A 26,646-nucleotide genomic window follows, 5' to 3' on the forward strand; every position below is an offset into this window, starting at 1 on the left:
TACTCAAACGGAACAAAACCTGGGACACTTCAGGTCGAGTTGGTTCGGGTTGGGTGGTGCTGAGTTGGGTGAGCTGGCTCGGTGGTGTGTTGGACTGCGTAGTTTCGAACGCACCTGCCACATGCGTAAAATGTGGGGCTATGGAAACAAAGGTGGTTAATCATCCTCTGGTGGCATCGCGACTCACCATCATGCGCGATAAAAACAGCGACAACGCTGCCTTCCGCGCGGCGCTTGCCGACCTCGGAGCGATGCTAGTTTACGAAGCTGCCGGTGAACTAGAGCTCGAGAGCTTCGAGGTTGACACCCCAGTGCAACAGGCCGCAGGGTTCCGCCTGCGAAAACCACCCATTATCGTGCCCGTCATCCGCGCCGGCTTGGGCATGATTGACCCAGCCTTATCCATGATCCCGGATGCCCAAGTGGGATTCATCGGCCTTGCGCGTGATGAAAAAACCCACGAACCCGTGCCGTACCTCGAAGCTCTGCCCGATGACCTGAGTGGACAACCCGTTTTCCTTGTGGATCCTATGCTAGCGACGGGTGGGTCGCTGTTGCACGCCATTCGATTACTGGTGGAGCGCGGCGCGGACAACATCACCTGCGTATGCATGGTGAGCGCGCAACCTGGAGTAGACGCATTGGTGGAATCCGGGCTACCCATAAAACGCTTGATTACCGCGACCATTGATCCTGGGCTCAACGAGGATGCCTACATCGTGCCCGGGTTGGGCGATGCCGGTGATCGCCTGTATGGCCCGCGAAACATTGATCTTGGGGCGCTTTAGTCTGGTTAATCCGGTCCGAATAATTCAGACTGAGCGGGCTGGGTGAAGTCACTGGGGGCGATTGACCGTTCCATCGAGAGGGGGCGGAGGGGCGCGTGCGGGGAGCGAGGCTCGGGAGGGGCGCGCGGTCTGGGGTGCCGTTGTTCTCGTGTTGGAAGATGAATGTGCAGCAGATGTCTAACAAAAATGCGTGTTTTTGTCGGAGTTTTGCTGCACATTTGTATAGCGGGGGAGTTTGGAGGGGCGCGCGGGGGCGCGGCGACAGGGGGGCGCCGGTTCCTTTTCGGCGACAGGGGCGTCGGCTACTTTTCGTCCTTGAGGACCTTCATCGTGATGTGACTGTGGATCCGCATGATTGCCGGATCCCGGTGGAATTCGTTGGTCATCCACTTTTCGTAGGCCTCAATGTCCGCAAAGCGCGCTCGCACTACGTAATCGGGTTGGGAGAACATGCGGCGAAACTCCACCACTTCATCCATGGCTAAAATACGCCTTTCAAAGCCGCTGGTGGCCTCGTGATTATTGTTTTCGATGTTTACCAGGATGATGACTTCGAATCCTTGCCCGACTGCCGCAGGGTCGATGTCCGCGTGGTATCCGCGAATGATCCCCTCCGCTTCCATGCGTCGAACCCGTCGCAAGCAAGGAGCTGGCGTTAAACCCACAGCGCGCGCAAGATCTTGATTGCTGATGCGCCCATCGCGCCGTAACTCCGCAATAATCGCGTGGTCGATGCTATCCATGGCTAAAGAGTATTACCCACCGAGCCAAAAGATCGCAATATCGCCGACATCGGGCGCTTTCGGCGAGACTACCCCCGCGCCGGGCGGGGGCTGTCTGCATTGTCTAGGTTCGCGCTTCAGAACGGCGAGACTACCCCCGCGCCGGGCGAGGGCTGTCAGCGTTGTCTAGGTTCGCACTTCTGGCGAGACTGCCCCCGCACCGGAGTTGTCGACCAGGCGCGCTTCTACGGTGGTTGCGGTGGTGTTATTCCACCCCCGCCACGCTCTTCACATCGCGCCGTACGGCCTCCAACAGGGCACTAACCTGATCGCGGCGCCTGGCCAGCGTGGCGTCGTCCACTAAGTCAACCGCCCCGTGACCTGTGGCAGCAGGCGCGCAGACCTCCAGATAGAACTTCGCCTTGGGCTCGGTGCCGCTGGGTCGTGCGACCACCCGCAGGTGAAGCTCGCCGCCGTCAGCCCAATCTGCCGCTTCGTTGCCAGCCGCGCCGTCAGCCCAATTAGCCACACCGTCGCCAGCCACACCACCTGCTCCATTAGCGCCGTCTCCACCTGCACCACCCGCACCTGCCACAGATCCCGCCAGGCGCACCCCAGGCGTGCCATCCAGGTCGCTGGCTGTGACGGGTACTCCGCCCAATTCGGCCGGCGGGTGGGTCACTACATCTGCGATCCGCTGCTGTGCCTCATCAACGGTCGCGTAGCGCGCGCTGACTTGGGCTGTCTCGAATACCCCGTGGATTTTCTGCAGGTCATCCCATTCGTCCAGTAGCGAACGCCCCTCGGCCTTGAGCTCCGCCGCCCATGCGGCCGTAATCAACGCCGTGGCAATCCCGTCTTTATCTGCAACAATCTGCGGAGCGGGGCACGTGCCAATCGCCTCCTCGTACGCAAATGCCAGATCTCCCGGCAAGCCATCCGCCGCGCGCGCGAGATGCTTGAAGCCCGTCAAGGTCTCCACGTAATCCCACCCACGCGCCTGGGCCATCTGCCCCAACATCTGCGAACTCACTATTGTGGTCGCCACCACGGGTTTTGCCGCATGGCGGTTGCGGGTTGGGCTGTTGGTTTTGTGGGACGACGCCCCGCGCCCCACAATCCGGTGCGCCAATAGTGGGCCGGTCTCATCACCCCGGAGCATCCGGTAGCGGCCCGTGCCGTCGTTCGTGGAATGCCGCACGCCGATCATGCAGCGGTCGGCATCCGGATCTAGTGCGATTGCTAAGTCTGCATCCAAACGTTCGGCCGTAGCTAACAGTTCATCAGTGGCGCCGGCTTCTTCCGGATTGGGAAACGCCACGGTGGGAAATGTGGGGTCTGGCCAGCGCTGGGAGGCCACGGAGTGCACATCCCCGAAACCGGCTTCGCGCAAGGCCCACTCTAGGGCGTTGCCACCCACACCGTGTAAGGGCGTGTAGACGATCCGCAGTTGACGGCGCGGTCGCAAAACTGATTGCTCCCCAGTCGCGACCAACCGACAGATGTCCGTCACATAACCACTAACTGTGGCCAGATCCACGTTTTTGGCCTCTGAGCGGGAAATCTCGCACGGCGCTGCGGGCTGTTCGGCGATGGCAGCTTCGATCTCGCGGTCAGCGGGGGAGATCAACTGTGAACCCCCGCGCAGGTAAAGCTTATAACCATTGTCTGCGGCCGGATTGTGCGAAGCGGTGATCTGCACACCCGCATCCAGATTGCGGTCACGAACCAGCCAGGCCAGAACCGGGGTGGGTGCCGGTTCCGCAATCAGTGTGACCTCAAAACCAGCCCCAGCGAAGGTCTCCGCCGTCGCGCGTGCCATCGCTTGGGAGGCATAGCGCGCGTCGTATCCCACTGCGACAGCAAAGCGGCCATCGCGGCGAATTGGGGTTTGGGTCCTCTTCATCCACTGCGCCACACCGGCGGTAGCACGAGTAGCCGTGGTGACGTTCATCTCCCCTGGGCCGGGGCCTACCGGACCCCGCAGCCCGGCGGTACCGAAACGCAATCGAGGGGTTGGTGCTTCTGCTTCCAGGGAAGACTTCCGGGAAGCGACTTCGGGAGTGCCCACGGCTGGGATCGCTTCGGGAGTGCCTGTGGCTGGGATTGCTTCGGGAGTGCCCGCGGCTGGGATTGCTTCGGGGGAGCCCGCGACCGGATCTGGGTACGTCATGCCAACGATCCCACCAGTTCCGCGAGCAGCTCACCCATGTCCTGGGCAGCGGCGCGACCGGCTTCCAGTACTTCTGTGTGATTGAGGGGTTCACCGGTTATGCCGGCCGCTAGGTTAGTGACAAGGGAGATGCCCAGCACGTCCATATTGGCCTCCCGAGCGGCGATCGTTTCGTACACAGTGGACATACCAACCAGACCCGCACCGAGCGTGCGAAGCATATTGATTTCCGCAGGGGTTTCGTACTGCGGCCCGGGCATCATGGCGTACACGGCCTCACGCATTTCGGGCCGCAGCTTCCGGGTGGCCTCGCGCAAGGTGGGAGAGTATGCATCCACAAGGTTGACGAAATTAGCGCCTACTAGGGGAGTCTTCGCCGTGAAGTTGATGTGATCGGAAATCAACACTGGCTCACCCACACGCATGCCCTCGAGTAATCCGCCCGCGGCGTTAGTCAGCACGATGGTTTGCACTCCAGCGGCTGCGACAGTGCGTACGGCATGAGCGGTCCGCCACAACTCGTGGCCTTCATAGGCATGCGTGCGACCCAGCAGAATCAACACGGCTCGATCCCCCAGCCGTGCGAATCGGATTGTGCCTCCATGGCCTTCAGCAGTCGGGGGTAGGAATCCCGGCAGCTCCGCCATTGGGAACTCAACCACTTCCGTGGCATTGTCAGTCATCACGTCCGCCGCAGGCCGCCACCCAGATCCAAGGACCACGGCGGCGTCAAAGGAATCAACACCTAGTTTGTCCTTCAGCTGCGCGGCAGCAGTGCGAGCAATTTCGTATGGGTCTTGAGTGCTCATGCCATCCAAGACTACCGCAGGGGTTAAGATGAAATCTCAGGTAAATATTGCTCGACCGGCTCCAGCGAAGGTGGAACAAACTCAGGTGGGTAGCTCAGAAGTCTCGACGTTCGTCAGCGATTGGGTAAAGCACAACGATTCCCGTGTGGTCGGATGGCGCCGCCACTTGCACCGCAACCCAGAACTGTCGCACATGGAGTACCGCACCACGGATTTCATCATGGAGATCCTGCAGGAAGCAGGGTTCACGCCCGAGCGACTGCCCACCAATGGTGTAGTCGCAGACATCGGTCCGGTTAACGAGCCGATCATAGCGTTTCGCGGGGACATCGATGCCCTGCCTATTCAGGAGATCACTGGCCTTGATTTCGCTTCTGAAGTATCGGGGGTGATGCACGCATGCGGTCATGACATGCACACCACTGTTGTTTTGGGGTTGGCGGTTGCCTTGGCAGATTTTGTCGACGCCAACGGGGTGGATGCCCTCGGTGTGCGCGTGCGCTTCATTTTCCAACCGGCTGAGGAAGTGATGGATGGCGGTGCCACCGAGGTTATCGAGGCAGGAGCGCTCAATGGAGTTAGCCAGATCTTCGCGCTGCACTGCGAACCCAAGTTGCGTTCGGGCGAGGTAGGACTGCGCGTGGGTCCGATCACTAGCGCATCCGACGTGGTGGAAATCGTGCTGCGTGGCATGGGCGGTCACACGTCCCGACCACATTTGACCAGCGACTTGATCTTCGCGGCGGGCTTGGTCGCCACTCAGCTGCCCCTGCAGTTCACTCGAAAGGTCGATCCCCGCAGTGGCACGGTGGTGACATTCGGTGCGATCAACGGGGGTGCCACGTTCAACGCCATTCCGGAAGAAGTGCGCCTGCTAGGCACGTTCCGAACCGCGGATGTGAGTGTGTGGCGGCAGGGCGAGGAACTGATTACCGAATTGGTCCAGGATATTGTCAAGCCCACAGGCGCGTTGGTGGAGATTCGCTACACCAAGGGAGTGCCACCAGTGACGAATGATGATGTGAGTACATCGTTGTTGGCACAGGCAGTCAAGGACGTGGATCCCCACGCTTTGAAGGAAGCCCCGCAGTCCAGTGGTGGCGAAGACTTCAGTTGGTACTTGGAGCACGTACCGGGCTCGATGGCACGCTTGGGTACGTGGACTGGAAAGGGGGAGCGCCCAGACCTCCACCAACCAGACATCGTGTTCGATGAGCGCGCCCTGCGGGTGGGGATTCGGATGTTCGCAGGTGTAGTGGAACAGTTTCGCGAGGATCGTGCGTGGCCGGAGGGGATGGGGCTGTAACCCCGCCAGCCGGGGACGGTGATTACAGCGCGGGGGACTGCCCGGCATCCTCTTGGCCGCTCACGCGGTAGAGGTGCTCGTTGACGAATTCACCTACTCCCCAGCGCGCCAATTCGCGACCGTAACCAGAACGGTTTACGCCGCCGAAGGGCAGGCCCGCTGCCGTAACGGAGGCCTCATTGACGAAAGTCATACCGTCACTGAGTTGTTGGGCGACGTCGTATGCAGCTTCCAAGTCGGTGCCCCATACGGAACTGGACAAGCCGTAGTCGGAGTTGTTGGCGATGGCGATAGCTTCGTCGACATCTTTGGCCTTGTACACAATAGCCACGGGGCCGAAGATTTCGTTGCAACCCACATCCGAATTCGGATCTACGTCTGTGAGCAACGTGGGCTGCATGTACGCACCCGGCCGATCGATCTTCTTGCCACCCACACGGATGGTGGCCTCGTTGTTGGCGGCAGCCTTTTGGAGGCGTTCGACGATTTCATCGCGGGCGTCGATAGAAGACAGCGGGCCGATGTCGGCATTGGATTCATCGTGGGCGCCCACCGTCATCGCGCCGATCTTCTTCTTCAAGTAGGCCACCGTGCGATCGTAGAATTCCTCTTGCACGATCAGGCGCTTTGGAGCGTTGCATGCTTGGCCTGTGTTGTACATGCGGATGAGGGCGAACTGGTCGAGGACCCAATCCAAGTTCTCGTCATCCAGAACAATGAACGGATCATTACCGCCCAATTCCAGAACGGATTTCTTGTAGTGCTCACCGGCAGTCTTCGCCACTGCGGCGCCGGCGCCTTCGGAACCGGTGAGTGACACGCCCTTGATGCGGGGATCGGCTACAAAATCATCCATCTGCGAACCGGAGGCGTAAATGTTGATGTATACGTCCTTAGGCAGGCCCGCCTCTTCCAGGATGTCCTGGCAGGCCTGGGAGGACAGCGGGCAAATCGATGCGTGCTTGAGGACGATTGTGTTGCCCAGCAGCAAGTTCGGCGCCGCAAAACGGGCGACTTGGTAGTAGGGGAAGTTCCACGGCATGATGCCCAGAAGCGGGCCCAGTGGTTCCTTGCGGACGACGGTCAGCTGGGCACCCTGGGCGGGCAGGTGTTCATCGGCGAGGAGCTCGTGGGCGTGCTCGGCGTACCAGCGGTAGATATCGGCAACGATGTCGATTTCCGCCTCGGCCCACCGAGTCAACTTCCCCATTTCGCGCCCAATGTGTTGGGCCAGTTCAGCCTTGCGTTCGGTGTACAGGTCAGCAGCCCGGGCGAGGACTTTTGCGCGTTCCTCGATCGGGGCCTTGCGCCAGCTTTCGTAAGCGGCGGTGGAGCGATCGAGGATGTTATCGCGCGCCGAATCCTCGATGCGGTCGAAGCTGTCTTCGGTCTTTCCTGTGCTTGGGTTCTCAATCGCAAATGTGGTCATGTCGCCCTGTATAGTCCTGGTCGGAGCGGCTTAGCAACGGTTTGTCGGGCGAAAGCTCACACTTAAGGGGGGCTTTATCGTTGCGGTCCTTGGAAGCGTTTGAGGCTGCGATGAGCCATATCCATGGCGCTGCTGGTGAGTTCGGCGCGCTGCTGTCGGCGCTGTGCACGCAGCTGTTCAGCCTGGTAGCGATGCTCGGTGCGAATGGAACGCAAGCGCGCTCGCTCGATAGAGCGCTGGCTAGGTGCATGCCATTCAGCCGGGCCAATCTTGAGCACGTACAGCAGCACCGCGACGGCGGGAATCAGGAACATGATTAACCCGGACATCTCCCAATAAGGGTTCAACAATGCCGTGCCTACAATTGACCCGATGGTTGTCAGCAGCATGATCCCTGTCTTCGGGCGCCCACCGTTGATCCGGGCACGCTCTACTTCGGAGGCGGAGTACATGGGCATGAGAGGGGCATTGGGCTTCAATGCAGGAAGGTCCACAAACAGCGCGTTGAGGTCATCAGCCGTGGTCGCCTCTGCAGCCAAGGAAGCTCGCTCCTCGTATTCATCGAGCTGCAAACGTCCCTCGGCGAAGTGGGACCCCAAGGCCTCCAGTGCCTGCTGCCGGTCCTGGTCGCTGATCCGCAACCCCGGCACCGACGAGTGCCCCGCCCTGTACGGCTGAGCGAACCCAGGATTGGAATTCGGTACAGGCTGCGAAGGGAAACGGGGATCGTGGGGGAACTGCGCGGGAGTGGACATATCGTTTAGCCTAATTCATGACGAGGGAGAATTACTACGTATAGACCTACGTACATCGCAAAATAGGGGATTACACTTAGGCCCAGTTATAAGTTCGTTCCACCGCATCATTCCACCGTGCATAAAGAGCATCCCGGTCCTCTTGGGACATTTCCGGCGTGTATGTTTTCTTTTCCTGCCACAGACTGCGGATCTCGGCCAGGTCGCGGAAGAAACCCACCGCCAAACCAGCAGCATAGGCGGCACCTAGAGCGGTGGTTTCAGTTATTTCCGGAACTGTAACCGGCACACCCAGTTGATCAGCTTGGAATTGCATCAACAATCCGTTGACCACCATGCCTCCGTCCACGCGCAGGCTAGTCAGTTCCACTCCCGAATCTTTATTCATCGCCTCAACCACTTCGCGCGTTTGGTATGCGGTGGCTTCCAATGCTGCCCGCGCGATGTGTGCCTTGGTGACATACCGCGTTAGCCCAGCGATAACCCCGCGTGCTTCCGGGCGCCAGCGGGGTGCAAGTAATCCGGAGAATGCTGGGACCACATAACAGCCGCCGTTGTCTTTGACGGATCGAGCTAGCGCTTCAATTTGATCGGCCCGGTTAAAGAATCCGAGGTTGTCCCTTAACCATTGCACTAGGGAGCCAGTGACGGCGATAGAACCTTCCAGCGCATATACCGCGGGGTGGTTGCCCAGCCGGTAGGCGATGGTGGTAATGAGCCCATGTTCGGACCATTGGGGCACTTCTCCCGTGTTCAGTAGCATGAAGTTGCCGGTGCCATAGGTGTTTTTGGCCTCGCCTGGTTCTACGCACGCCTGCCCAAAGGTTGCCGCTTGTTGGTCGCCGAGGATGCCGGCGATGGGAATGCCCTTGACCGGGCCGTTGCGCCGTACCCGTCCCACGACTTCTGACGAGCTCACGATCTGAGGCAACAACTCCATGGGGATGCCAAGAATCTTGCACAGCTCGGGATCCCACTTTTGGGTTTTCAAATCCATGAGCATGGTGCGCGATGCGTTGGTGACGTCGGTGACGTGCTGGGCTGTTTCTCGGGAGCTCGAGGGGGAGCGACGCGATCCGCGGGTGAGTTCCCACACCAGCCAGGAATCGATGGTTCCGAAGGCTAGTTCTCCGGCTTCCGCGCGTTCGCGAACACCTTCAACGTTATCGAGGATCCACCGAATCTTCGGGCCCGCGAAGTATGTGGATGCCGGCAGGCCGGTGCGGGTGCGGAACAGCTCTTTTTCCTCTTCGGTGAGGGAAGAGATGATGTCATCTGTGCGTGTATCCTGCCACACGATGGCGTTGTAGACGGGTTTGCCTGTCGTGCGGTCCCAGATGATTGTTGTTTCGCGTTGGTTAGTGATGCCAACTGCGGCAATGTCGTCGGTATTGATATCTACTTCTGCGGCCGCGTCAGCCATGACGCGACGGGCGTTTCGCCGGATTTCATCGGGGTCGTGTTCTACCCAGCCCGGACGGGGGAAGATTTGTTCGTGCTCCAACTGACTAGTAGAGACGATGCGGCCCTCGGCGTCGAAAATAATGCAGCGGGTAGACGTTGTGCCTTGGTCTATCGCCATGATGTAGCCACGGCGGCCATGAGTCCACTTTGTGATCTGGTCAGTGACGTGCTGCGCGATTTTTTCCACGGCTGCCTAGGATACTCGACGCCACGCTGTGCCTCAGGTAGCGCCGACTGGTGTTTTAGAAGTGCTTGTGTTCGTTGTTGCGGTCGACGTGATTGTCTTCGGAGTGGCCGTTTTTGTACGAGTTATCGTCGGAGTGGGCGTTTTTGTACAAATTGTCTTCGGAGTGGCCGTTTTCGTACGAGTTATCGTCGGGGTGGGCGTTTTCGTACGAATTACCGGTGGTGTTGTGGTGCTCGTCTGCGTCCACGTGTTCTTGGGATTCGTCCTTCTTGCGCGGAATGAAGCTGCTCAAGATCAGGAGTAATCCGGCAAGCACACCTGCCATCGTCAGCCAACGAAGTACGTTGAGGGTGCTGCCGGACTTGGAGGAGATGTACGTTTGGCCGGTGTCGCACTTGTAGGTGAGGCCCTTAATGTCCTTAGAGAACTCCATCGTGACAACGACGCCCTTAGAGGGAGTTAGAGGCAGGGAGATGTCCTTGATCTTACCGTCATCAGGGATCTTGTTTTCGCTGTTTGAGATGAGGGATACCGGAGGTTCGGTTGTGTCGTTCTCGCTCTTCAACGCACAATTCTGGGCGTTGATGGAGGACTTATCGCCCAAAAGGTAGTATGTCTTACCCGCCGAGACATCCTGGGGCTTGTCCAAACTGGATACGCTGGTTGCGCTGATGATGGCGGAAATTACGCCGATGGCGAGGAGTATTCCGCCCAAGATGAGTGGCAGTTTGCTTGAGCGCCTGCGCGTTTCCATTATTCGGCCTTTCAGATTGGCGGTCGGTGGACATGGTTAGCGACCGTTCCTCGGAAATCCTGTGGAACGATTGCGGTTCTTAATATATTAACAGGAAATCTGAGTGATGGCCTCAGCTAAATGCGTCAAAAAAATTCTAGAATTAGCAGATTTAACTGGCGTCTTACGCGAGTTATGGAATCTTTGCGCTCTGGTAGGGCTGGCAGAGCTGGCAGGGCTCGCCGGCTTGGCTCATTACGGCAGGGCTGGCAAGGCTCGCCCGCTTGGCTCATTACGGCAGGGCTGGCAAGGGGTCGATGGCTGAGTTTGTGGCCAGACCCGCTGGGAGGCTTGGGTTAGGTGACCTACTCGTCCGCGATATCTAGCAAAGCCTGGTTCTTCGTGACCGCCGCCCCGGCGACCACCGAAAGGTTTGATACTACACCGCTCTTATGTGCCTTCACGGCATTTTCCATCTTCATGGCTTCCAGAACCAGGATCGTATCGCCCTCGTTGACCTGCTGTCCCTCGCCGACCATCACCTTGATAACGGTTCCTTGCATAGGGGAGGCCACGGTATCGCCAGTAATTGCGATTTGTCCCGCGGTGCCACGGCGGCGCTTGGAACGGCGCAACTGGGCGCCTGTGTGCAAAAGCTCACCGGGAACTAGCAGCTCAATCCGTCGGCCGTCGACTTCGACAACAACTTTCTGCTTGGGCAGCTGCACTACATCGCTGTCGTTATCCGCGGTGGTGTCTTCGGCATACTCCGGGAGTGTGTTCTCCCATTCCTCCTCGATCCACCGGGTGTACACGCGAAAGTTACCATCAGTGGCGGTGAATGCCGGATCCTGCATCATCGCACGGTGGAATGGCAGCACGGTCGGCAAACCTTCCACGATGTACTCATCGAGTGCGCGTGCGGACCGCGCGATTGCCTCTTCGCGTGTGGCGCCCGTGACGATCAGCTTCGCCAGCATCGAGTCGAATTGTCCACCAATAACGGTGCCCTCTTCGATCCCTGAGTCCAAACGAATACCTGGGCCCGCGGGCTCTTGGTAGCGGTTGACACGGCCTGGGGCTGGCATAAATCCCGACGCCGCGTCCTCCCCGTTGATGCGGAATTCAATGGAGTGGCCGTGGATCTCTGGATCAGTGAGCCGAGAAAGCTCCTTGCCTTCGGCGATGCGGAACTGCTCGCGCACCAAGTCCCAGCCAGTGACTTGTTCCGTGACGGGGTGTTCCACCTGCAGTCGCGTATTGACCTCCAAGAAGCTGATCATGCCGTCACTGCCGACCAGGTATTCCACCGTGCCGGCGCCGTAGTAACCAGCTTCCTTTACGATCGCTTTGGCAGATTCGTAAATGCGGGCGTTCTGCTCGTCGGTGAGGAATGGGGCAGGGGCCTCCTCAACGAGCTTCTGGAAACGGCGCTGCAGGGAGCAATCTCGAGTGGAAGCCACGACAACATTGCCGTGCTGATCGGCTACAACCTGTGCTTCAACGTGGCGGGCGCGGTCCAGGTAGCGCTCGACAAAGCACTCACCGCGACCGAAGGCGGCGATAGCTTCACGGGTGGCCGAATCGAAGAGATCGGGGATCTCTTCCATCGTGTAGGCAACTTTCATACCGCGGCCGCCGCCACCGAATGCGGCTTTGACTGCGATGGGTAAACCGTGTTCCTCGGCGAAGGCTTGGATTTCCGCTGCGTCCTTGACAGGTTCCTTCGTGCCGGGGGTGAGGGGAGCGTTCACCTTCATTGCGATATTGCGGGCCGTGACTTTGTCGGCCAAAGCGGAAATGGCCTCTGGGCTGGGGCCAATCCACGTTAGGCCGGCGTCCAGTACGGCTTGGGCGAAGTCTGCGTTCTCGGACAGGAAACCGTAACCGGGGTGGATGGCATCTGCGCCCGAATCCTTGGCTGCCTGGAGGATCTTTTCGATGCTGAGGTAGGACTCTGCCGATGTGTTGCCACCGAGGGCGAAAGCTTCATCGGCCATGCGAACGAAAGGCGCGTCCGCATCGGGTTCTGCATACACGGCAACGCTAGCAATTCCCTCGTCACGGGTAGCGCGGATCACGCGGACCGCAATCTCACCTCGGTTGGCGATGAGTACCTTGGAGATCTTGCTTCCTGTCTGCGTCACCTTGTTCATTCCTCCGACGTCGTTGCAATACTGCGAAATTTTAGTTGCGAGATGGTTAAAAAGTGCTCTATCAAAACTACTACGCATTCCATCGAACAAAGCAAGCGTGATGTAACGGTGTGCCGGGTTTCATTACGGCACCACAGCTTTTGGTGCGCCCAATGATCGCGATGGAAACGCGGGCAAGAATGGGGATTAGCGCCTGATGGGCATGCGCATCATGTTGCCCCACTCCACCCAGGAACCGTCATAGACGCGCACATCTTTCCATCCCAGCAGATGAGTGAGAACAAACCACTGCTGAGCTGCGGTGGCGGCATCGTTGCAATAGACCACGGTGGGAGCATGTGGGTCCAAATCCGCGTGGACTTCCCGAAGCTCCTCGATCTGGCGAAAGCGTGAGTTGGGAAACAGACTGCGACCAATGCTGTGATTAATCGCACCCGGGATATGGCCATGCCGTGACCAGCGTGAATCCTGGTTCAAGCCCGTGTAATCCTCCGGTCCGCGCAGATCAAGGATCTGGAAGGATTCTAGGTTGGTTTTCAACTCGTCGACGAAGATCCGCAATCGCGTAGGGTCATGCTCACCCATCTTGGCGCCGTAACCTTCCGTGGTGGCAACCGGAACGTCGTAGCTGGTTTCCTTTTCCTCTTGCATCCAGGCATCGCGTCCGCCGTCGAGAAGGCGGACATCCCGGTGGCCGTAGTGCTCGAAGATCCACAGGGTGTAAAGCGCCCACTTGTTTGACTGGTCACCGTAGATCACCACCGTATCGTCGGGGGTAATTCCTTTGGTATCCATCAACGCGCCAAATTGTTCTGCCGAAATGATGTCCCGGGTGGTTGGGGCACCGAGCTCCGTGGCCCAATTCATGCGCACTGCAGTGGGAATGTGCCCAATGTCATACTGCTGGCGTTCCTCATCGCTTTCGACCACTTTGAGCCCCGGTGTTCCCAGCTTCGCACCCAGCCAAGCGCTCGTGACCAGCTTGTTTGGGTGAGCATACTGCTGCAAATGTTTACTGGGATCTTCGGGAATTCCCACGGTTGTGTCCTCCGGTCACTAGTTGATGTAACGCGCACCACTCGTAGGGGTGCAATAGGGGTGAGGTCTACTAGGTTTTCGACGCGCGAACCGAGTCTAACGGCAAATAGGATAACGGGTGAAGGCTGAGAATTGACTGAAAGGGGCCTTTCGTGCACAAGAACATTGTTGTATTCGAAGTCCGCGGTGGTAATGACAAAGGTGAGGATGGGCATCGTCGTGACACCATGCCAATCGTCAATGCAATCCGAGATAAAGGGTGGGGCGCTGAAGTTGTCTACTTCGATCCTGAAAAGGTCGATGAAATCTTTGACGAGGTCAGCAACAACTACGACGGCTACATCTCCCGCGTAAACCCCGGTCACATCCCAGGTGGCGAAAAGGGCTACTTCGAGATGCTCACCAAACTCAGTGAGTCTGGCCTTGTTGGTATGTCCACCCCTGCGGAAATGATCAGCTACGGCGCCAAGGATGCACTGGTCAAGCTCAATTCCACCGACTTGGTGCCAGAGGATACTGCGGCTTACTACGACGTGGATAGCTTCCACGAGACCTTCCCCACCTCCCTTTCCTACGGCGAGCGCGTGCTCAAGCAGAACCGTGGTTCCACCGGCTCGGGCATCTGGCGCGTGCAGCTGCAGGACAAGGACCTTGCCAAGTCTGTCGAGCCAGGCACGGCGCTGCCGTTGGATACCATGCTCAAGTGCACGGAAGCTGTAGATAATCACACGGAGATCCGCGAACTCGGTGACTTCATGGATTTCTGCGACCAGTACATCGTCGGCGATAACGGCATGCTGGTGGACATGCGTTTCATGCCTCGCATCGTCGAGGGCGAAATTCGAATCCTGCTGGTCGGCCCGCACCCAGTGTTCGTGGTTCATAAGAAGCCAGCGGAAGGCGGCGACAATTTCTCCGCAACGCTGTTCTCCGGCGCAAAGTACACCTACGACAAGCCTGAAGCGTGGCAGGACCTTATTGATATGTTCGCGGATGCCCGTCCTGTCATCGCCGAAAAGCTCGGTGGCGATAACATTCCGTTGATCTGGACTGCGGACTTCATGCTGGCCGATGCGGAAGATGGTTCCGATACCTACGTGCTGGGCGAGATCAACTGCTCTTGTGTGGGTTTCACCTCCGAGCTGGATATGGGCATTCAGCAGCTGGTGGCCGAGGAGGCTATTAAGCGCATCGAGGAAGCTCAGGCTAAGTGAGCCAAGCTCCTTTTTCTTGCTGTTCGCGGCATTAGATTTCCCAACTTAACCTTCCCGCCGAAAAATTTTGACTAACGTGTCCTATATCACTTTCAAGCCAAAACATTTTCTGTTGGGAAGGTTGTTTTATGCTCGACCACACCGTGCGGGTTCGGAAATCCGCTGACGATTTCCCCCTCAGCGAACACCTCGCGCACAAAATTGCGAACGTTGCCGCGGATCCCGTTGCCGTGGAACAACCCGTCGCCGACATGGTCATTAACCGGATCATCGACAATGCCGCGGTCGCCGTGGCGTCGGTACTAAGAAGGCCAGTAAGTAGTGCCAGGTCGCAGGCGCTTGCTCACCGTGCCCCAGAAGGCGGCGGGGGCTCGACGGTTTTTGGTGTCGACGCCCACGTGTCCCCCGAATGGGCTGCTTGGGCAAACGGGGTGGCCGTCCGCGAATTGGATTTTCATGACACGTTCCTAGCAGCGGAATACTCTCACCCCGGGGACAACATCCCGGCTATCCTCGCCGTCGCGCAGCACCGTGGCAAGGATCTGGGGCTGGGGGGTTCGGAGCTGATCCGTGGCATCGCTACGGGCTATGAAATTCAAGTGGACCTAGTACGTGGGATTTGCCTGCACAAGCACAAGATCGACCACGTCGCGCACTTGGGCCCATCGGTGGCAGCGGGGCTTGGCACGCTGTTGAACCTGGACATCCCAACGATTTATCAAGCAGTGGGGCAGGCACTGCACACCACGACGGCAACGAGGCAGTCCCGGAAGGGCCTCATTAGCTCGTGGAAGGCTCACGCGCCGGCGTTCGCGGGAAAGATGGCGATTGAAGCGGTTGACCGTGCTATGCGCGGGGAGGGTGCACCGGCGCCGATTTGGGAAGGCGAAGACGGTGTGATCGCTTGGATGCTGGACGGGCCGGATGCGGAGTACACCGTGCCACTTCCAGAGGTGGGGGAGCCAAAGCGTGCAATCCTGCACACGTATACCAAGGAACACTCCGCGGAATACCAATCCCAAGCGCCAATCGATCTGGCCCGCAGCATGCGCAAGCAGTTGGAAGCGCACGGCAACGGGGACCTGCGCGCGGTGTTGGACCAAGTGGAATCTATCGTTTTGCACACCAGTCACCACACGCACTACGTGATCGGCACGGGCTCTGGGGATCCTCAAAAGTTTGACCCCACTGCTTCTCGCGAAACTCTGGACCACTCCGTGATGTACATTTTCGCCGTAGCACTGGAAGACGGCACGTGGCACCACGAAGACAGCTATGCGCCCGAGCGCGCGCGGCGGCCCGAAACCGGGGAGTTGTGGAAGAAGATCTCCACCGTGGAGGACCCGGAGTGGACCCGCCGCTACCACTCGGAGGATCCCACCGAAAAGGCGTTTGGAGCCCGGGCGGTTATTACCTTGCGTGATGGCACGGTCTTCGACGAAGAGCTTGCCGTTGCCGATGCCCACCCGCTGGGGGCGCGCCCTTTCGAACGCGAGGACTACATCCGGAAGTTCCGCATCTTGGCCGAGGGCCTAGTTGATGACAAGGAGCAGGATCGCTTCATTGAAGCAGCGGAGAATACCGCGGATCTTTCTGCCGAGGACCTAGGACAGCTCACTGTCACATTCTCGCCGGACGTCTTGAACCGTGCACCGCAGATTCCTCGCGGGATTTTTTAAAGCGCGGTCTCTATCCCACAACCCCGTCCAATTTCTAGGAGGACAATCATGAGTACCACCCCAGAAGTACGCAAAGGCCTATACGGAGTGATTGCGGATTACACGTCCGTATCCAAAGTGATGCCAGAGACCAACTCGCTGACCTACCGCGGTTACGCTGTGCAGGACCTCGTTGAAAACTGCTCGTTCGAAGAAGTCTTCTACCTGCTGTGGAATGGCGAATTGCCCACGCGGGAACAACTGGACGAATTCAACCAGCGTGGCCGGTCCTATCGTTGCCTAGATCCCGGCTTGATCAGCCTCATCCACTCCCTACCGACCGACTGCCATCCCATGGATGTGATGCGCACAGCCGTGTCGTACATGGGAACCAAAGACAAAGAGCACTTCACCCCAGACGCGGACCACATCACCCACGTCGGCCATAACTTGCTGGCCCAATTGCCCATGGCGCTGGCCATGGATATTCGTCGGCGTCAAGGTAAAGACATTATGGCCCCCGATTCAAATAAGGGAGTGGCCGAGAACCTACTGTCTATGGTGTTCGGTACGGGAGAGGATTCGCCGGCGTCGAACCCGGAGGACGTGCGCGACTTCGAGAAGTCCCTGATCCTGTACGCGGAACACTCCTTTAATGCATCCACGTTTACCTCGCGTGTGATTACCTCCACACGCTCGGATGTGTACTCCGCGATTACCGGCGCCATCGGTGCGCTGAAGGGGCCGCTGCACGGCGGCGCCAACGAGTTCGTGATGCACACCATGCTGGAGATCGACGATCCGGCGAAGGCCGAAGGCTGGGTGAACAACGCGTTGGATAACAAGGACCTGATTATGGGATTCGGCCACCGCGTGTACAAAAAAGGCGATAGTCGCGTGCCGTCGATGGAAAAGTCTTTCCGCGCGTTGGCCGAACGCCATAACGGTGCGAAGTGGGTGCAGATCTATGAAAAGATGGCGGCGACGATGGACGCCCGCACCGGTATCAAACCCAATCTCGATTTCCCAGCGGGACCGGCCTACCACCTGCTGGGCTTCCCCGTGGACTTCTTTACCCCGCTGTTTGTCATCGCGCGTGTGGCCGGGTGGACCGCACACATCGTGGAGCAATACAGTAATAATTCTCTGATACGTCCGCTGTCCGAATACAACGGTCCAGAGCAGCGCGAGGTTATTCCGATCGAGCAGCGCTAGCGTTGGCGTTAGGGGTGCTCGGGGCGTGTGGGCTGGGAAGCTAACGTTTAAGTATTGGCGCGGAGCGCCAGACCTACAGGCTACGTTGAGGGCCGGGTGTTAAGGCTAACCCCGGTTCCATGTGGCCTGCGCCGAGTAGCCGAAGTGCTCGAGTGCCCGGCGCACCACCGGAAGCGATAGCCCAATGACACTAGACGGATCACCTTCAATCCGATCGATAAACCACCCGCCGAGAGCTTCCAGCGTGAAAGCTCCGGCGCATCCGAAAGGCTCGCCGGTAGCGGCATAGGCGTGAATATCAGCATCGCTGGCATTCGCAAAGTGCAGCGTGGTGGTGGATACCTCCACGTAGGGATCCTGGCGCCACAGAAGCTTTGCCGTGGAGGTGGGGTGTGGGGAATATCCTGCACCCGCCGTGGCGGTTTCTGGCGGCGCAGCGCCCGCGGCCTCAGCCTGTTGCGTCACAGTATCTACCGGCCCTGATTGTTGAGTCACAGTATCTTTCGGCCCTGCTTGTTGCGTCGCAGTATCTACCGGTTTTGCCTGTTGAGTCACAGCATCTACCGGCCCTGATTGTTGTCGCTCTGCCCGCGCCGGCAAATAGAACACCGCATGCCCCGTCAGCAGCTCGGCCATTTTTCCGCGCTGGTTACGCCACCGCTTCACAGTTTCCTCAGCAGTGTGCGGTTTCCCCTGCAGTTCCCCATCGATCAGCAACATGGAATCGCCACCAATTAAGACCGCCGGTCCCGTCAACGCGGCCGCGACCGGAGAATCCGCACGCAGCTCGTCAACCACTGCCTGCGCTTTAGCTTCAGCCAGTGCCGCCACCACGTCTTTCGGCGATGGTTCCCCCACACGGGTCCGAAGATCCGCAACCACCGCATCTTCGTCTACACCACTGGCGATCACGATGGGGTCCACCCCGGCCGAGCGCAAAATACTCAGCCGCGAGGGTGACGTACTAGCCAGGACCACCTGAAGTCGCTGGCCTGCGGCTGCCTGCGGGTTGTGGGGGTGGAGGTAGCTTTCTTTACTCGACGCCACGCTCAACACACCCGTTAGGAATTTCGGAATGCAATGGGATTCGGGTGCAGGGGAGCGCCGGTGCGGCCCCGCTGGCCTGCTTCTGGCAAACCATAGCGACCCCGCGTGTTGGGCTTTTTCCCAGCCTGAATGTGAGCCGCGCGGTCCGCTACGGACTGAAACACCTCATCGAGTGCGGTCAGAGCAGCATCATCTGGACTGCCTTTGATGACTTCGTAGTGTGCGCGGTGCAGGCGCTGGTGCGTTTGCTTCTGCCTAGCCGCCCTTTGCTCCAGCTGGAGATCGTTTGACGTGCGTTGGGCGGATGGGCGCTGGTCTGGCTGAGATTGGCCAGCAGGCGCCTGATCACTGGGCATCTGACCACTGGGCGCCTGGTCCGTGTGCTCCTGGGCAGGAGTGTTCTTTGAATCCTCGGTCATCAATATGCCCCTTTAGAAAGGAATGTTGCTGTACTTGCGTGGGTAGCGATCCTCGGCCTTGCGCTCCAGGAGCAGCAGGCCATCGGCGATCTGCTTACGCGTATCGGCCGGGGCGATCACGGCATCTACCAAACCGCGTTCAGCGGCGGCGTAAGGGTTGATCTGATCTTCTGTGATCCTGGCTTCATCCTTGCCCGTTGCCACTACTAGGGCATCCAACTCAGCCACAGCAATTTCGGCGGTTGGCCATGCAAACACTAGGTCCGTTCCCATGCGCTTTGCGCCCATTGCCAAATATGCGGAACCGTAAGCCTTGCGAGTGACGACCGCGATTTTGCCCACGCTGGCCTCCGCCGTGGCGGCGAACAGCTTGGCGGTCTTGCGGACCAGCCCAGCACCATCGGTATCGGGCGTGAAACCTGCCGAATCCACGAACGTCACTAGAGGGATGTTGAACGCATCACAGAACCGAATAAACCGCGCGGCCTTTTCCGCAGCATCGATATCGATCGCCCCGGCACCTTGATCGGGCTGGTTGGCGATAATGCCCACGCTGCGACCATCAATCCGAGCGAAACCAGTCAACATGTGCGGTGCGAACTGGGTTTGTAACCCGAGGAAGCTGCCACCATCCACAATGTTCTCCACGACCGTAGCCATGGAGTACGCCTGCGCGGCCTCGTCCGGAACGATGGTGTTGAGGTCCGCGTTCTCGGCCGCTGGCTGGCGCTCGTCCTCGTCCTCGCGAATGGGCAAGGCACGGTTGTTGGACGGCAAGTAGCTAAGCACATCAGCCACCAGATCGAGCGCAGCCCGATCATCTTCGGCCTGAACGTGGGCCGTGCCCGACGTGGCGTCGGATAAAGAACTACCAGCACCGGCAGCAAGCGAAACCTGGCCCGCCTGTGCGACCTCCACGACCACATCAGCCAAGGCAACGTTGTGAGCAGTCAGGCCCGATACAGCACCAGCCACCACGGCGATGTGGGGAATCACGCCCGAGGCCTGGTTTTGCAGGGAAAGGATGCGGGAGAAATACTCCAACGCGGCCACGCCCTCTTTAAGGCGCGCGCCGGTGCCCTCGTAAATACCGATCAGTGGGGTGCCCGATTTGAGGGCCAACTGTATAACCTTGAGGATTTTCTCGCCGTGGGTTTCGCCTAGCTGTCCATCAAAAATGGTGCTGTCCTGCGAGAAAACGCACACGGGACGACCGTCGATGGTGCCGTGGCCGGAAACTACGCCGTCGGTGAGCGGCCGAGACTTATCGGAGCCGTACGCGGTGGCGCGGTGGCGGGCCAGCGCATCGATTTCCACGAAGCTGTCCGCATCCAACAATGCCTCCACACGATCGCGGGCGGTCAAAAGGCCCGCGCTGTGGCGCTCGCGGATGGAATCCTCACCCATGGGGGTTCGCGCCTCGGTCAGGCGATTGCGCAGGTCGGCAATCTTCCCAGCCGTGGTCGACATGTCCGGTTTTGTAGAGTCCGTGGAGGCAGTCATGCGCGATAGTTTACTGTGTTGAGCATGGACACCCCAACAGCTGGCCATGATCGTGGCATCTCCCGGCGTGCTCTGAGTGCCGCCTCTCTGGGGGAACGGCTACGCGCGATCGGCTTTACCCCTTTCTTTACCGACGCCACGGGCTCCACGAACACGGACCTCGTCGAAGCCGTTAGGGCAGAGCGCCCCGGTGGTGCGAGCGGGGGAACCGGCAAAAAAACATTCAACTTTTATAACCAGTCCGGGCAGGTAGCGCATCTGAGCGTGCTGCTGGCCGAGGAACAACTGGCTGGGCGCGGTCGCATGGGCAGGTCATGGACGGCACCCAAGCATTCGCAAATCATCGCCTCCGTGGTGCTGCGGTTGTATGGAATCCACGCCGATAGTATGGGTCTGCTGCCGCTGTTGACGGGCATGGCGATTGCCCAAGGTGTGCGTGAGGCCAGTGAGGTGGCCGGGCGGCGTTTGCCCGCCGAGCTGAAATGGCCTAATGACGTGTTAGTGGAAGGGCGCAAGCTCGCCGGAATCTTGGTGGAGGCTGCGAATGTGGAAGCTAGCGCAGTCAATGGAAGGCAGGCTAGCCCGCTGTTGAAGGAAGCCGTCGTGGTCTTGGGCTTTGGTGTGAATTATGACCTGACTACCGAGGAGCTCCCGGTGGCGCACGCGACGAGTATTGCTTTAGAGGGAGAGCGGGCTGAGCAGGCCCGAGCGGCCGCTGGGCCGAATGCACTTGCCGACCCGGCGGGAGACAACCACACGCTACTGCCAGAACGCGAAGACGTTGTATTCCACATTCTGGATAACTTGGCACGCGATGTGGAGCGCTTCACCCAACTGGGTGGCGCCCCCGAGGCAGTCATCGGCCGGTACCGGCAGTTGTCAGCCACCATCGGAAGCAGGGTGAAGGCGTTCCTGCCGGGGGATGAATTCGTCACGGGCATCGCCGAAGACCTAGATAAATCCGGTGAATTGATCATCAAGGTGGAAGCCCACGAGGGTACGCGCCCCATTGCGGTCGGACAACGGTTGACGGTAGCGGCGGGGGATGTCGAGCACCTCCGCGCCACCGACGTCGATAATTCCCGCACGTCTGAATGGGGTTACGCCTAATGGCAAAAGTGCGGTTTGAACCAGACGAGGTCATCCTGGCAGAGCTATCGCCCAGTAGGCGGTCGGCATTCTTTCCGATCGTGGAACTGATCCTTATTACCGGATTGATCTGGATGGCCATCGGGTTGATTGATGGGCACCTTGCCAGCCAATCGGTACAGATCCTCGGTTTCGAACCGAACCCCCTCACGAGGGCTGGTGATTTAACACAGAATGACACCCTGATTTCCTTAGTCTGGGGGCGGCGAGCACTGCTAGTGTTGTGGGTGATTTTGGCGTGGCGTCGATGTATTAGGCATTTGGTATTTCGGCAACGGTCCCGCATGGTGCTCACTGACCAACGATTAATCACCGCCACAGGGCACCTGCGCAGTGAAATCGCCCAGGTGCCACTGGGGCACATCGTGGATGCCCGCCACCGGGGGCAAGAAGTATCCGTGTACGTGGCGGGAACGCGGATGCCGGTGGTGCTTCGGCAAGTCCCGTATGCCAAAAAATTCACCAAGCTTTTGCGCAACCAGATTGGCCAGTTTTAGTTTCGGTGTTGTCGGGGCTGGGCACTATAGTTGGGATCCGTGACGAACACTGCTGAAACCGCTGACCAGAACACTTCTTCCGATTACCCGGCCGCATTCAAAGACGGCCGTGGGGGCGCGCCGGACCAGCCGCGTGCGGATTGGTCGCTATCGAGGGGAAGTGCGCACGCGCCGGGTGCACCTCTAGTGACGATCATCGGTGATGGCCAGCTGGCGCGCATGATGCAGCACGCGGCAGTGGAGCTGGGGCTATCGGCACGCGTGTTGGCTAGCACCCCGGATGCGTCGGCAGCTCAGATCAGCGCTGACGTGGTGTTGGGGGATTACACCAATCGGGATCACGTTCAGGAAGTATCCCGCGATGCCGCGGCGGTCACGTTTGACCACGAGCATGTACCGAACGAGTTCCTCGATGACCTGATCAACGCGGGACTGAACGTTCAACCACAGCCCAGCGCGTTGATCCACGCTCAGGACAAACTGGTCATGCGCAAGAAACTGCGCGAATTGGGCGCGCCCGTCCCGCCATTCCTGGAAATTACGAGTGCCCAGGACATCGAGGGATTCTTCGAGGCCACCAAGGGCGCAGTATGCCTCAAGGCCTGTCGTGGTGGATACGACGGCAAGGGAGTATGGTTCCCGGAAACCGTGGCAGAAGCCAAGGACCTGGTGATCGACCTGCTGGCCCAGGACGTGCCGCTCATGGCCGAGATGAAGGTGCAACTGGTGCGCGAGTTGTCCGCCATGGTTGCCCGCACTCCCGGCGGAAAGATCGCCAGCTGGCCCGTGGTGGAAAGTGTTCAGGAAAACGGCATCTGCGTGGAGGCCGTTGCACCCGCCCCGGAAACTGAAAGCGCGATTTTGCACGAAGCTGAGGAGTTAGCCCGCATGGTGGCCCGCGAATTGGGCGTGACGGGTGTGCTGGCGGTAGAGCTGTTTGAAACCGTCGATGAAGTCGGCCAGCCAACCATCATCGTCAATGAGTTGGCCATGCGCCCCCACAACACCGGCCATTGGACCCAGGATGGGTGCGTGACAAGCCAGTTTGAACAGCACTTGCGGGCCGTGTTGGATCGCCCATTGGGGCGGACCACGCCCCTAGCTGAGTACACGGTGATGGCCAACGTGCTGGGTGGGGAACAAGATCCGCAGATGCCCATGCACCAGCGAATGGATATGGTGTGGGCGCGTTTCCCACAGGCCAAGATCCACATGTACGGCAAAGACTGGCGGCCACACCGCAAGATCGGTCACGTGAACATGACGAGTGCCCCGGGGCAGACCGCTACAGAGCTGCGCCGAGAGGCCCGTTTGGCCGCACAATTCTTGGTCTCGGCGCAATGGGCTGACGGCTGGGTGGAATAACCAGGCGATAGACAAGGGTTAAACCCCAACATCGCGCCATGGACAACGACGAAGGTGAATGCGAAACCATGACTGATAACAACAATGCGCAGAACATGAACAACCCCAAGTCCCATAACGGCCCGCTCGTGGGCATTGTCATGGGCTCGGATTCCGATTGGCCTACGGTGCAGCCCGCGGCCGAGGTCCTCGCGGAATTCAATATCCCCATGGAAGTTGGTGTGGTTAGCGCCCACCGCACGCCGGAGCGGATGTTGGATTACGCTCGCGAGGCCCACACCCGGGGCATCAAAGTAATTATCGCTTGTGCTGGCGGCGCGGCTCACTTACCGGGAATGGTGGCGGCGGCCACTCCGCTTCCGGTCATCGGTATCCCACGTGCGTTGGGCAACCTCGATGGGTTGGATTCCTTGTTGTCCATCGTGCAGATGCCCGCAGGTGTGCCGACCGCTACCGTTTCCATCGATGGCGCCAAGAACGCGGGTTTGTTGGCGGTGCGCACCCTCGCCGTCGCCGATGCTGCCCTCATGCAGCAGATGGTCGATTACCAGGCAGATATGCGCGACCAGGTCCTGGAAAAGGATCGTAAGCTACAGCAAAAGCTGTTGGGGAATTAGCATCCGCCGTCTGTTAGTCCGCTGTCTCGGTCCCGTGTTGGTTGCGACGGGATGGGGCACGATGGTCGCGCTGCACCCGACCCGGTGGTTGCTGCCGGGTGTGCTCACAAGTGCGGCCAGTTATGCCGCGGTGTGGCGCTTCTACCTGCCGCAATTGCGGTCGAGCATGCCACGCGCTGTGGCTCACGTGTTGTCGGTGGGCACTGCGGGGGCATTGCTGAGCTGGGGGTGGGGTGCGGCGGTCTTTTGTTTCGACGCCTCCTCGTCCCGACCCGTTCGCGCCCTGGGTGGGGCCGGAAGCCTTGCGTGGTTGGGTCTGGTGAACCATTTTGCGCGCTTCGTGGTGAAGGGCGTGGCGTCGACCAAAGAATTGGGGAGTGAGGCGGCCATCAGCGACTGGCAGGTGGAAGCTGCGGACGCGATCATTGTGTTGGGGGCGGGGCTTACGGGGGATCGGCCGAGCCCGGTGCTAGCGCGGCGGTTGGACCGCGCGGTGCAGGTGGTCCGGCGGTTGGATGCCACGGCCAGTGGTCACGCGGCAGAGAAAAACTTCCAGGACCGCGGGGTGCAGGTGGCACGTCGGTTAGATACGGTGGCTGGCGGAATGGCGGGGCAGGAGGGCGCTCAGGACCGCGGGGTGCTGATCGTAAGTGGGGGACAGGGGGCGGATGAGCCGTGCTCTGAGGCCTCGGCCATGGCTAGGTATTTGCTGGAGGAAGCGCAGCTGGGGGTCCCCGGGGCGGGGTGGGTGGTTTTGCAGGAGCAGCTGGCGACCAGTACGGAAGAGAACTTGGTCAATAGCACGCGGATGCTGCTGGACCATTGGACACGGGAGAGGTCGGGCAAGCAAAGCCAGACCCATGACCAGTCGGGTAAAAAGTGCCAAGTCAGCAAGCATCATGGCGATGCGAACCGGTCGTGGGCGCAGCGAGGCGGCGGAGAAACAATGGGCGAAGACCACAGGATCATCGTGGTGACCAGCGATTTCCACGTCCCGCGCACGCGGTGGCATGCGCAACGTGCCCAGCGGGCTTTCCCAGAGGTGTGTTATCAGATCGTGGGCGCAGTAACCCCCGTTGGAGCGCGACCTGCTGCTTATGTGAGGGAGTACGCCGCGAGCGTGGTGCAAGTATGGTTGCCTCAATTATTCTCCTGCATAGTTTCCCGGTCCCGTCCCTAACAGTCGACCAGTGGTGCATACTCGAAGGTATGTTTAATGCGCTAATAAATCGTGGAAAGAACGTGTGGGAGCGGAATAAAAGCGATCGGGCCCAGCGCAACAACAGTGGCCTAACCAGTGGCACTGTCGTTGTTACCGGAGCCGCACAGGGGTTTGGCCGTGCAATTGCTGAGACGTTTTCTCGTGCGGGCTGGCAGGTGGGTGCTTATGACGTGGACGTGGAGCGGTTAGAGGCCTGGGTTGCGGAGTGGAACGGCGAACTCGGTGGAGGCAACGGTGTGCGCGGGGCAATCAACACGGGATTCTTGGACGTGCGCGATGCGGAATCGTGGCAGAACACGCTGCGCGATTTCGCTGCTGGCCACGGTGGCGGGATCAACGTGCTGATCAACAATGCCGGTGTGCTGTATGCGGGAGATTTTGCCGATCAGGGCAGTTTTGAGCGTGATGCCCAGCTGGTTGATGTGAACGTCAAAGGTGTGTTGTTCGGTGCCCGTGCTGCGTTGCCATACTTGAGTGCCGCAGATGGCGGGGCTCATTTGGTTAATTTGTGCAGTGCATCGGCGATTTATGGCACGCCGGAAATGGCTACCTATTCTGCGACGAAGTTCGCAGTACGGGGTATCACCGAGGCCTTGGAAGTTGAGTGGGCTGCGCGCGGGGTTCTAGTCTCTAGTATCTTCCCGCTGTATGCGAATACTAATATGATTGCCAAAGATCGCACGGTGGGGATGACACGATTGGGTGTGCACAACACACCACAGCAGGTGGCGCAGAAAATCTTAGATGTGGTCAACGGGGGTCGCAGTATCCCAGCCAAGGTTCATCACGCGGTGGGAGCGCAGGCGGCGGTGTTGTTGCAGACCAGCCATTTCTCGCCCGCTTTCCTCACGCGATACCTCAACGGGAAACTGGTTTTCGGCGGGAGAATCCGCATCTAGTTCTTTGGGGTGGTGTTCCGCTGTGGGTAATCAACTCTGCGAGTGAGGTTGTTGGGGGGTAGGAATCCGGGTGCTTTACGTCGCCGACGTTGTTTCCGCATGCCGAAGTGCCGATTGGGATTGGTGTGTAGTCGGCTGTTTGTAAAGGAGTTGGCGGCGAGGCAGTTCGGATGGGCGGGAGGCGCGACCAGAGGTGCAGTTCGGATGGGCGGGAGGTTCTCTTGAACGGCCCAGTGCCGGTGTTTTCGCGCTGAACAACGAATGTGCAGCAGAAGTCCAAC

General features: G+C 59.4%; 22 protein-coding genes and 2 pseudogenes. 11 read left to right on the forward strand and 13 right to left on the reverse strand.

The window, feature by feature from the left end:
* The first annotated feature begins 140 nt into the window (after nucleotides 1–140).
* Complete coding sequence (gene upp / locus HMPREF3098_RS03675; protein ID WP_070434042.1) at nucleotides 141–788, forward strand: uracil phosphoribosyltransferase; 648 nt, start codon at nucleotides 141–143, stop codon at nucleotides 786–788.
* A gap of 302 nt (nucleotides 789–1,090) precedes the next feature.
* Here upp and HMPREF3098_RS03680 read toward each other — a convergent pair whose 3' ends face one another.
* From HMPREF3098_RS03680 to HMPREF3098_RS03690, 3 genes are all read right to left on the reverse strand, one after another.
* The gene (locus tag HMPREF3098_RS03680) at nucleotides 1,091–1,531 is read right to left on the reverse strand and encodes an Lrp/AsnC family transcriptional regulator (protein WP_070434043.1); all 441 of its coding nucleotides are present in this window, start codon (nucleotides 1,529–1,531) and stop codon (nucleotides 1,091–1,093) included.
* Between the two features lie 244 nt (nucleotides 1,532–1,775).
* Nucleotides 1,776–3,464 carry a phospho-sugar mutase gene (locus HMPREF3098_RS03685; protein WP_070434118.1) on the reverse strand — a complete coding sequence of 563 codons (1,689 nt, stop codon included), beginning with the start codon at nucleotides 3,462–3,464 and terminating at the stop codon, nucleotides 1,776–1,778.
* A gap of 215 nt (nucleotides 3,465–3,679) precedes the next feature.
* Nucleotides 3,680–4,492 carry a purine-nucleoside phosphorylase gene (locus HMPREF3098_RS03690; protein WP_070434044.1) on the reverse strand — a complete coding sequence of 271 codons (813 nt, stop codon included), beginning with the start codon at nucleotides 4,490–4,492 and terminating at the stop codon, nucleotides 3,680–3,682.
* A gap of 28 nt (nucleotides 4,493–4,520) precedes the next feature.
* On the opposite strand from HMPREF3098_RS03690, the gene HMPREF3098_RS03695 reads away from it, so the two are divergent.
* Entirely contained in the window at nucleotides 4,521–5,798 is a 1,278-nt protein-coding gene (locus HMPREF3098_RS03695) for an amidohydrolase (protein ID WP_246815833.1), read from the forward strand.
* A gap of 22 nt (nucleotides 5,799–5,820) precedes the next feature.
* On the opposite strand, the gene HMPREF3098_RS03700 is transcribed toward HMPREF3098_RS03695, so the two are convergent.
* The 6 genes from HMPREF3098_RS03700 to HMPREF3098_RS03725 form a co-directional block, all read right to left on the reverse strand.
* A complete protein-coding gene (locus HMPREF3098_RS03700; RefSeq protein ID WP_070434045.1) occupies nucleotides 5,821–7,227 on the reverse strand; it encodes an NAD-dependent succinate-semialdehyde dehydrogenase in 1,407 nt (468 codons plus the stop codon).
* 74 nt (nucleotides 7,228–7,301) lie between these two features.
* The gene (locus HMPREF3098_RS03705; RefSeq protein ID WP_083284049.1) at nucleotides 7,302–7,982 is read right to left on the reverse strand and encodes a DUF1707 SHOCT-like domain-containing protein; all 681 of its coding nucleotides are present in this window, start codon (nucleotides 7,980–7,982) and stop codon (nucleotides 7,302–7,304) included.
* A gap of 76 nt (nucleotides 7,983–8,058) precedes the next feature.
* Nucleotides 8,059–9,564, reverse strand: a complete 1,506-nt coding sequence (gene glpK / locus HMPREF3098_RS03710) for a glycerol kinase GlpK (protein ID WP_210385936.1) — start codon at nucleotides 9,562–9,564, stop codon at nucleotides 8,059–8,061.
* Between the two features lie 124 nt (nucleotides 9,565–9,688).
* Complete coding sequence (locus HMPREF3098_RS03715; RefSeq protein ID WP_070434047.1) at nucleotides 9,689–10,387, reverse strand: hypothetical protein; 699 nt, start codon at nucleotides 10,385–10,387, stop codon at nucleotides 9,689–9,691.
* A gap of 344 nt (nucleotides 10,388–10,731) precedes the next feature.
* A complete protein-coding gene (locus tag HMPREF3098_RS03720) occupies nucleotides 10,732–12,513 on the reverse strand; it encodes an acetyl/propionyl/methylcrotonyl-CoA carboxylase subunit alpha (RefSeq protein WP_246815834.1) in 1,782 nt (593 codons plus the stop codon).
* Between the two features lie 195 nt (nucleotides 12,514–12,708).
* Nucleotides 12,709–13,560 carry a sulfurtransferase gene (locus HMPREF3098_RS03725; RefSeq protein ID WP_070434049.1) on the reverse strand — a complete coding sequence of 284 codons (852 nt, stop codon included), beginning with the start codon at nucleotides 13,558–13,560 and terminating at the stop codon, nucleotides 12,709–12,711.
* Between the two features lie 152 nt (nucleotides 13,561–13,712).
* On the opposite strand from HMPREF3098_RS03725, the gene HMPREF3098_RS03730 reads away from it, so the two are divergent.
* From HMPREF3098_RS03730 to HMPREF3098_RS03740, 3 genes are all read left to right on the forward strand, one after another.
* A complete protein-coding gene (locus tag HMPREF3098_RS03730) occupies nucleotides 13,713–14,774 on the forward strand; it encodes a Cj0069 family protein (protein WP_070434050.1) in 1,062 nt (353 codons plus the stop codon).
* A 128-nt stretch (nucleotides 14,775–14,902) separates the two neighbouring features.
* A complete protein-coding gene (locus tag HMPREF3098_RS03735; RefSeq protein WP_070434051.1) occupies nucleotides 14,903–16,453 on the forward strand; it encodes an MmgE/PrpD family protein in 1,551 nt (516 codons plus the stop codon).
* A 48-nt stretch (nucleotides 16,454–16,501) separates the two neighbouring features.
* Nucleotides 16,502–17,647, forward strand: a complete 1,146-nt coding sequence (locus HMPREF3098_RS03740) for a bifunctional 2-methylcitrate synthase/citrate synthase (RefSeq protein WP_070434052.1) — start codon at nucleotides 16,502–16,504, stop codon at nucleotides 17,645–17,647.
* 105 nt (nucleotides 17,648–17,752) lie between these two features.
* On the opposite strand, the pseudogene HMPREF3098_RS03745 reads toward HMPREF3098_RS03740, so the two are convergent.
* The 4 genes and pseudogenes from HMPREF3098_RS03745 to HMPREF3098_RS03755 form a co-directional block, all read right to left on the reverse strand.
* A pseudogene (locus HMPREF3098_RS03745) lies at nucleotides 17,753–17,995 on the reverse strand (Maf family protein); the annotation flags it as partial.
* Between the two features lie 240 nt (nucleotides 17,996–18,235).
* Nucleotides 18,236–18,625: pseudogene (locus HMPREF3098_RS10925) on the reverse strand (Maf family protein); the annotation flags it as partial.
* An 83-nt stretch (nucleotides 18,626–18,708) separates the two neighbouring features.
* Nucleotides 18,709–19,113, reverse strand: a complete 405-nt coding sequence (locus HMPREF3098_RS03750; protein ID WP_070434053.1) for an acyl-CoA carboxylase epsilon subunit — start codon at nucleotides 19,111–19,113, stop codon at nucleotides 18,709–18,711.
* 12 nt (nucleotides 19,114–19,125) lie between these two features.
* Nucleotides 19,126–20,616: an acyl-CoA carboxylase subunit beta gene (locus tag HMPREF3098_RS03755; RefSeq protein ID WP_070434054.1), complete on the reverse strand. Its 1,491-nt coding sequence runs from the start codon at nucleotides 20,614–20,616 to the stop codon at nucleotides 19,126–19,128.
* A 24-nt stretch (nucleotides 20,617–20,640) separates the two neighbouring features.
* On the opposite strand from HMPREF3098_RS03755, the gene HMPREF3098_RS03760 reads away from it, so the two are divergent.
* From HMPREF3098_RS03760 to HMPREF3098_RS03785, 6 genes are all read left to right on the forward strand, one after another.
* Nucleotides 20,641–21,726 carry a biotin--[acetyl-CoA-carboxylase] ligase gene (locus HMPREF3098_RS03760; RefSeq protein ID WP_083284051.1) on the forward strand — a complete coding sequence of 362 codons (1,086 nt, stop codon included), beginning with the start codon at nucleotides 20,641–20,643 and terminating at the stop codon, nucleotides 21,724–21,726.
* Nucleotides 21,726–22,262, forward strand: coding sequence for a hypothetical protein (locus tag HMPREF3098_RS03765; protein WP_070434055.1), 537 nt, complete (start codon nucleotides 21,726–21,728; stop codon nucleotides 22,260–22,262). Before HMPREF3098_RS03760 ends, HMPREF3098_RS03765 begins: the two co-directional genes overlap by 1 nt.
* A gap of 39 nt (nucleotides 22,263–22,301) precedes the next feature.
* Complete coding sequence (locus tag HMPREF3098_RS03770) at nucleotides 22,302–23,627, forward strand: 5-(carboxyamino)imidazole ribonucleotide synthase (RefSeq protein ID WP_083284053.1); 1,326 nt, start codon at nucleotides 22,302–22,304, stop codon at nucleotides 23,625–23,627.
* 68 nt (nucleotides 23,628–23,695) lie between these two features.
* Nucleotides 23,696–24,244, forward strand: a complete 549-nt coding sequence (gene purE / locus HMPREF3098_RS03775; protein ID WP_052095070.1) for a 5-(carboxyamino)imidazole ribonucleotide mutase — start codon at nucleotides 23,696–23,698, stop codon at nucleotides 24,242–24,244.
* A gap of 34 nt (nucleotides 24,245–24,278) precedes the next feature.
* The gene (locus tag HMPREF3098_RS03780; protein WP_141739654.1) at nucleotides 24,279–25,424 is read left to right on the forward strand and encodes a YdcF family protein; all 1,146 of its coding nucleotides are present in this window, start codon (nucleotides 24,279–24,281) and stop codon (nucleotides 25,422–25,424) included.
* Between the two features lie 29 nt (nucleotides 25,425–25,453).
* Entirely contained in the window at nucleotides 25,454–26,365 is a 912-nt protein-coding gene (locus HMPREF3098_RS03785; protein WP_083284055.1) for an SDR family oxidoreductase, read from the forward strand.
* Nucleotides 26,366–26,646: the final 281 nt, after the last annotated feature.

The organism is Corynebacterium sp. HMSC28B08 (assembly GCF_001806865.1).
In the GTDB taxonomy this organism is placed as follows: domain Bacteria; phylum Actinomycetota; class Actinomycetes; order Mycobacteriales; family Mycobacteriaceae; genus Corynebacterium; species Corynebacterium auriscanis.

What these genes read in the sequence shown, in the direction of transcription:
- upp (WP_070434042.1), top strand. Translation starts at nt 141, where the DNA reads ATGGAAACAAAGGTGGTTAATCATCCTCTGGTGGCATCGCGACTCACC.
- HMPREF3098_RS03680 (WP_070434043.1), bottom strand. Translation starts at nt 1,531, where the DNA reads ATGGATAGCATCGACCACGCGATTATTGCGGAGTTACGGCGCGATGGG.
- HMPREF3098_RS03685 (WP_070434118.1), bottom strand. Translation starts at nt 3,464, where the DNA reads ATGAACGTCACCACGGCTACTCGTGCTACCGCCGGTGTGGCGCAGTGG.
- HMPREF3098_RS03690 (WP_070434044.1), bottom strand. Translation starts at nt 4,492, where the DNA reads ATGAGCACTCAAGACCCATACGAAATTGCTCGCACTGCTGCCGCGCAG.
- HMPREF3098_RS03695 (WP_246815833.1), top strand. Translation starts at nt 4,521, where the DNA reads ATGAAATCTCAGGTAAATATTGCTCGACCGGCTCCAGCGAAGGTGGAA.
- HMPREF3098_RS03700 (WP_070434045.1), bottom strand. Translation starts at nt 7,227, where the DNA reads ATGACCACATTTGCGATTGAGAACCCAAGCACAGGAAAGACCGAAGAC.
- HMPREF3098_RS03705 (WP_083284049.1), bottom strand. Translation starts at nt 7,982, where the DNA reads ATGTCCACTCCCGCGCAGTTCCCCCACGATCCCCGTTTCCCTTCGCAG.
- glpK (WP_210385936.1), bottom strand. Translation starts at nt 9,564, where the DNA reads ATGGCGATAGACCAAGGCACAACGTCTACCCGCTGCATTATTTTCGAC.
- HMPREF3098_RS03715 (WP_070434047.1), bottom strand. Translation starts at nt 10,387, where the DNA reads ATGGAAACGCGCAGGCGCTCAAGCAAACTGCCACTCATCTTGGGCGGA.
- HMPREF3098_RS03735 (WP_070434051.1), top strand. Translation starts at nt 14,903, where the DNA reads ATGCTCGACCACACCGTGCGGGTTCGGAAATCCGCTGACGATTTCCCC.
- HMPREF3098_RS03740 (WP_070434052.1), top strand. Translation starts at nt 16,502, where the DNA reads ATGAGTACCACCCCAGAAGTACGCAAAGGCCTATACGGAGTGATTGCG.
- HMPREF3098_RS03750 (WP_070434053.1), bottom strand. Translation starts at nt 19,113, where the DNA reads ATGACCGAGGATTCAAAGAACACTCCTGCCCAGGAGCACACGGACCAG.
- HMPREF3098_RS03755 (WP_070434054.1), bottom strand. Translation starts at nt 20,616, where the DNA reads ATGACTGCCTCCACGGACTCTACAAAACCGGACATGTCGACCACGGCT.
- HMPREF3098_RS03760 (WP_083284051.1), top strand. Translation starts at nt 20,641, where the DNA reads ATGGACACCCCAACAGCTGGCCATGATCGTGGCATCTCCCGGCGTGCT.
- HMPREF3098_RS03765 (WP_070434055.1), top strand. Translation starts at nt 21,726, where the DNA reads ATGGCAAAAGTGCGGTTTGAACCAGACGAGGTCATCCTGGCAGAGCTA.
- purE (WP_052095070.1), top strand. Translation starts at nt 23,696, where the DNA reads ATGACTGATAACAACAATGCGCAGAACATGAACAACCCCAAGTCCCAT.
- HMPREF3098_RS03785 (WP_083284055.1), top strand. Translation starts at nt 25,454, where the DNA reads ATGTTTAATGCGCTAATAAATCGTGGAAAGAACGTGTGGGAGCGGAAT.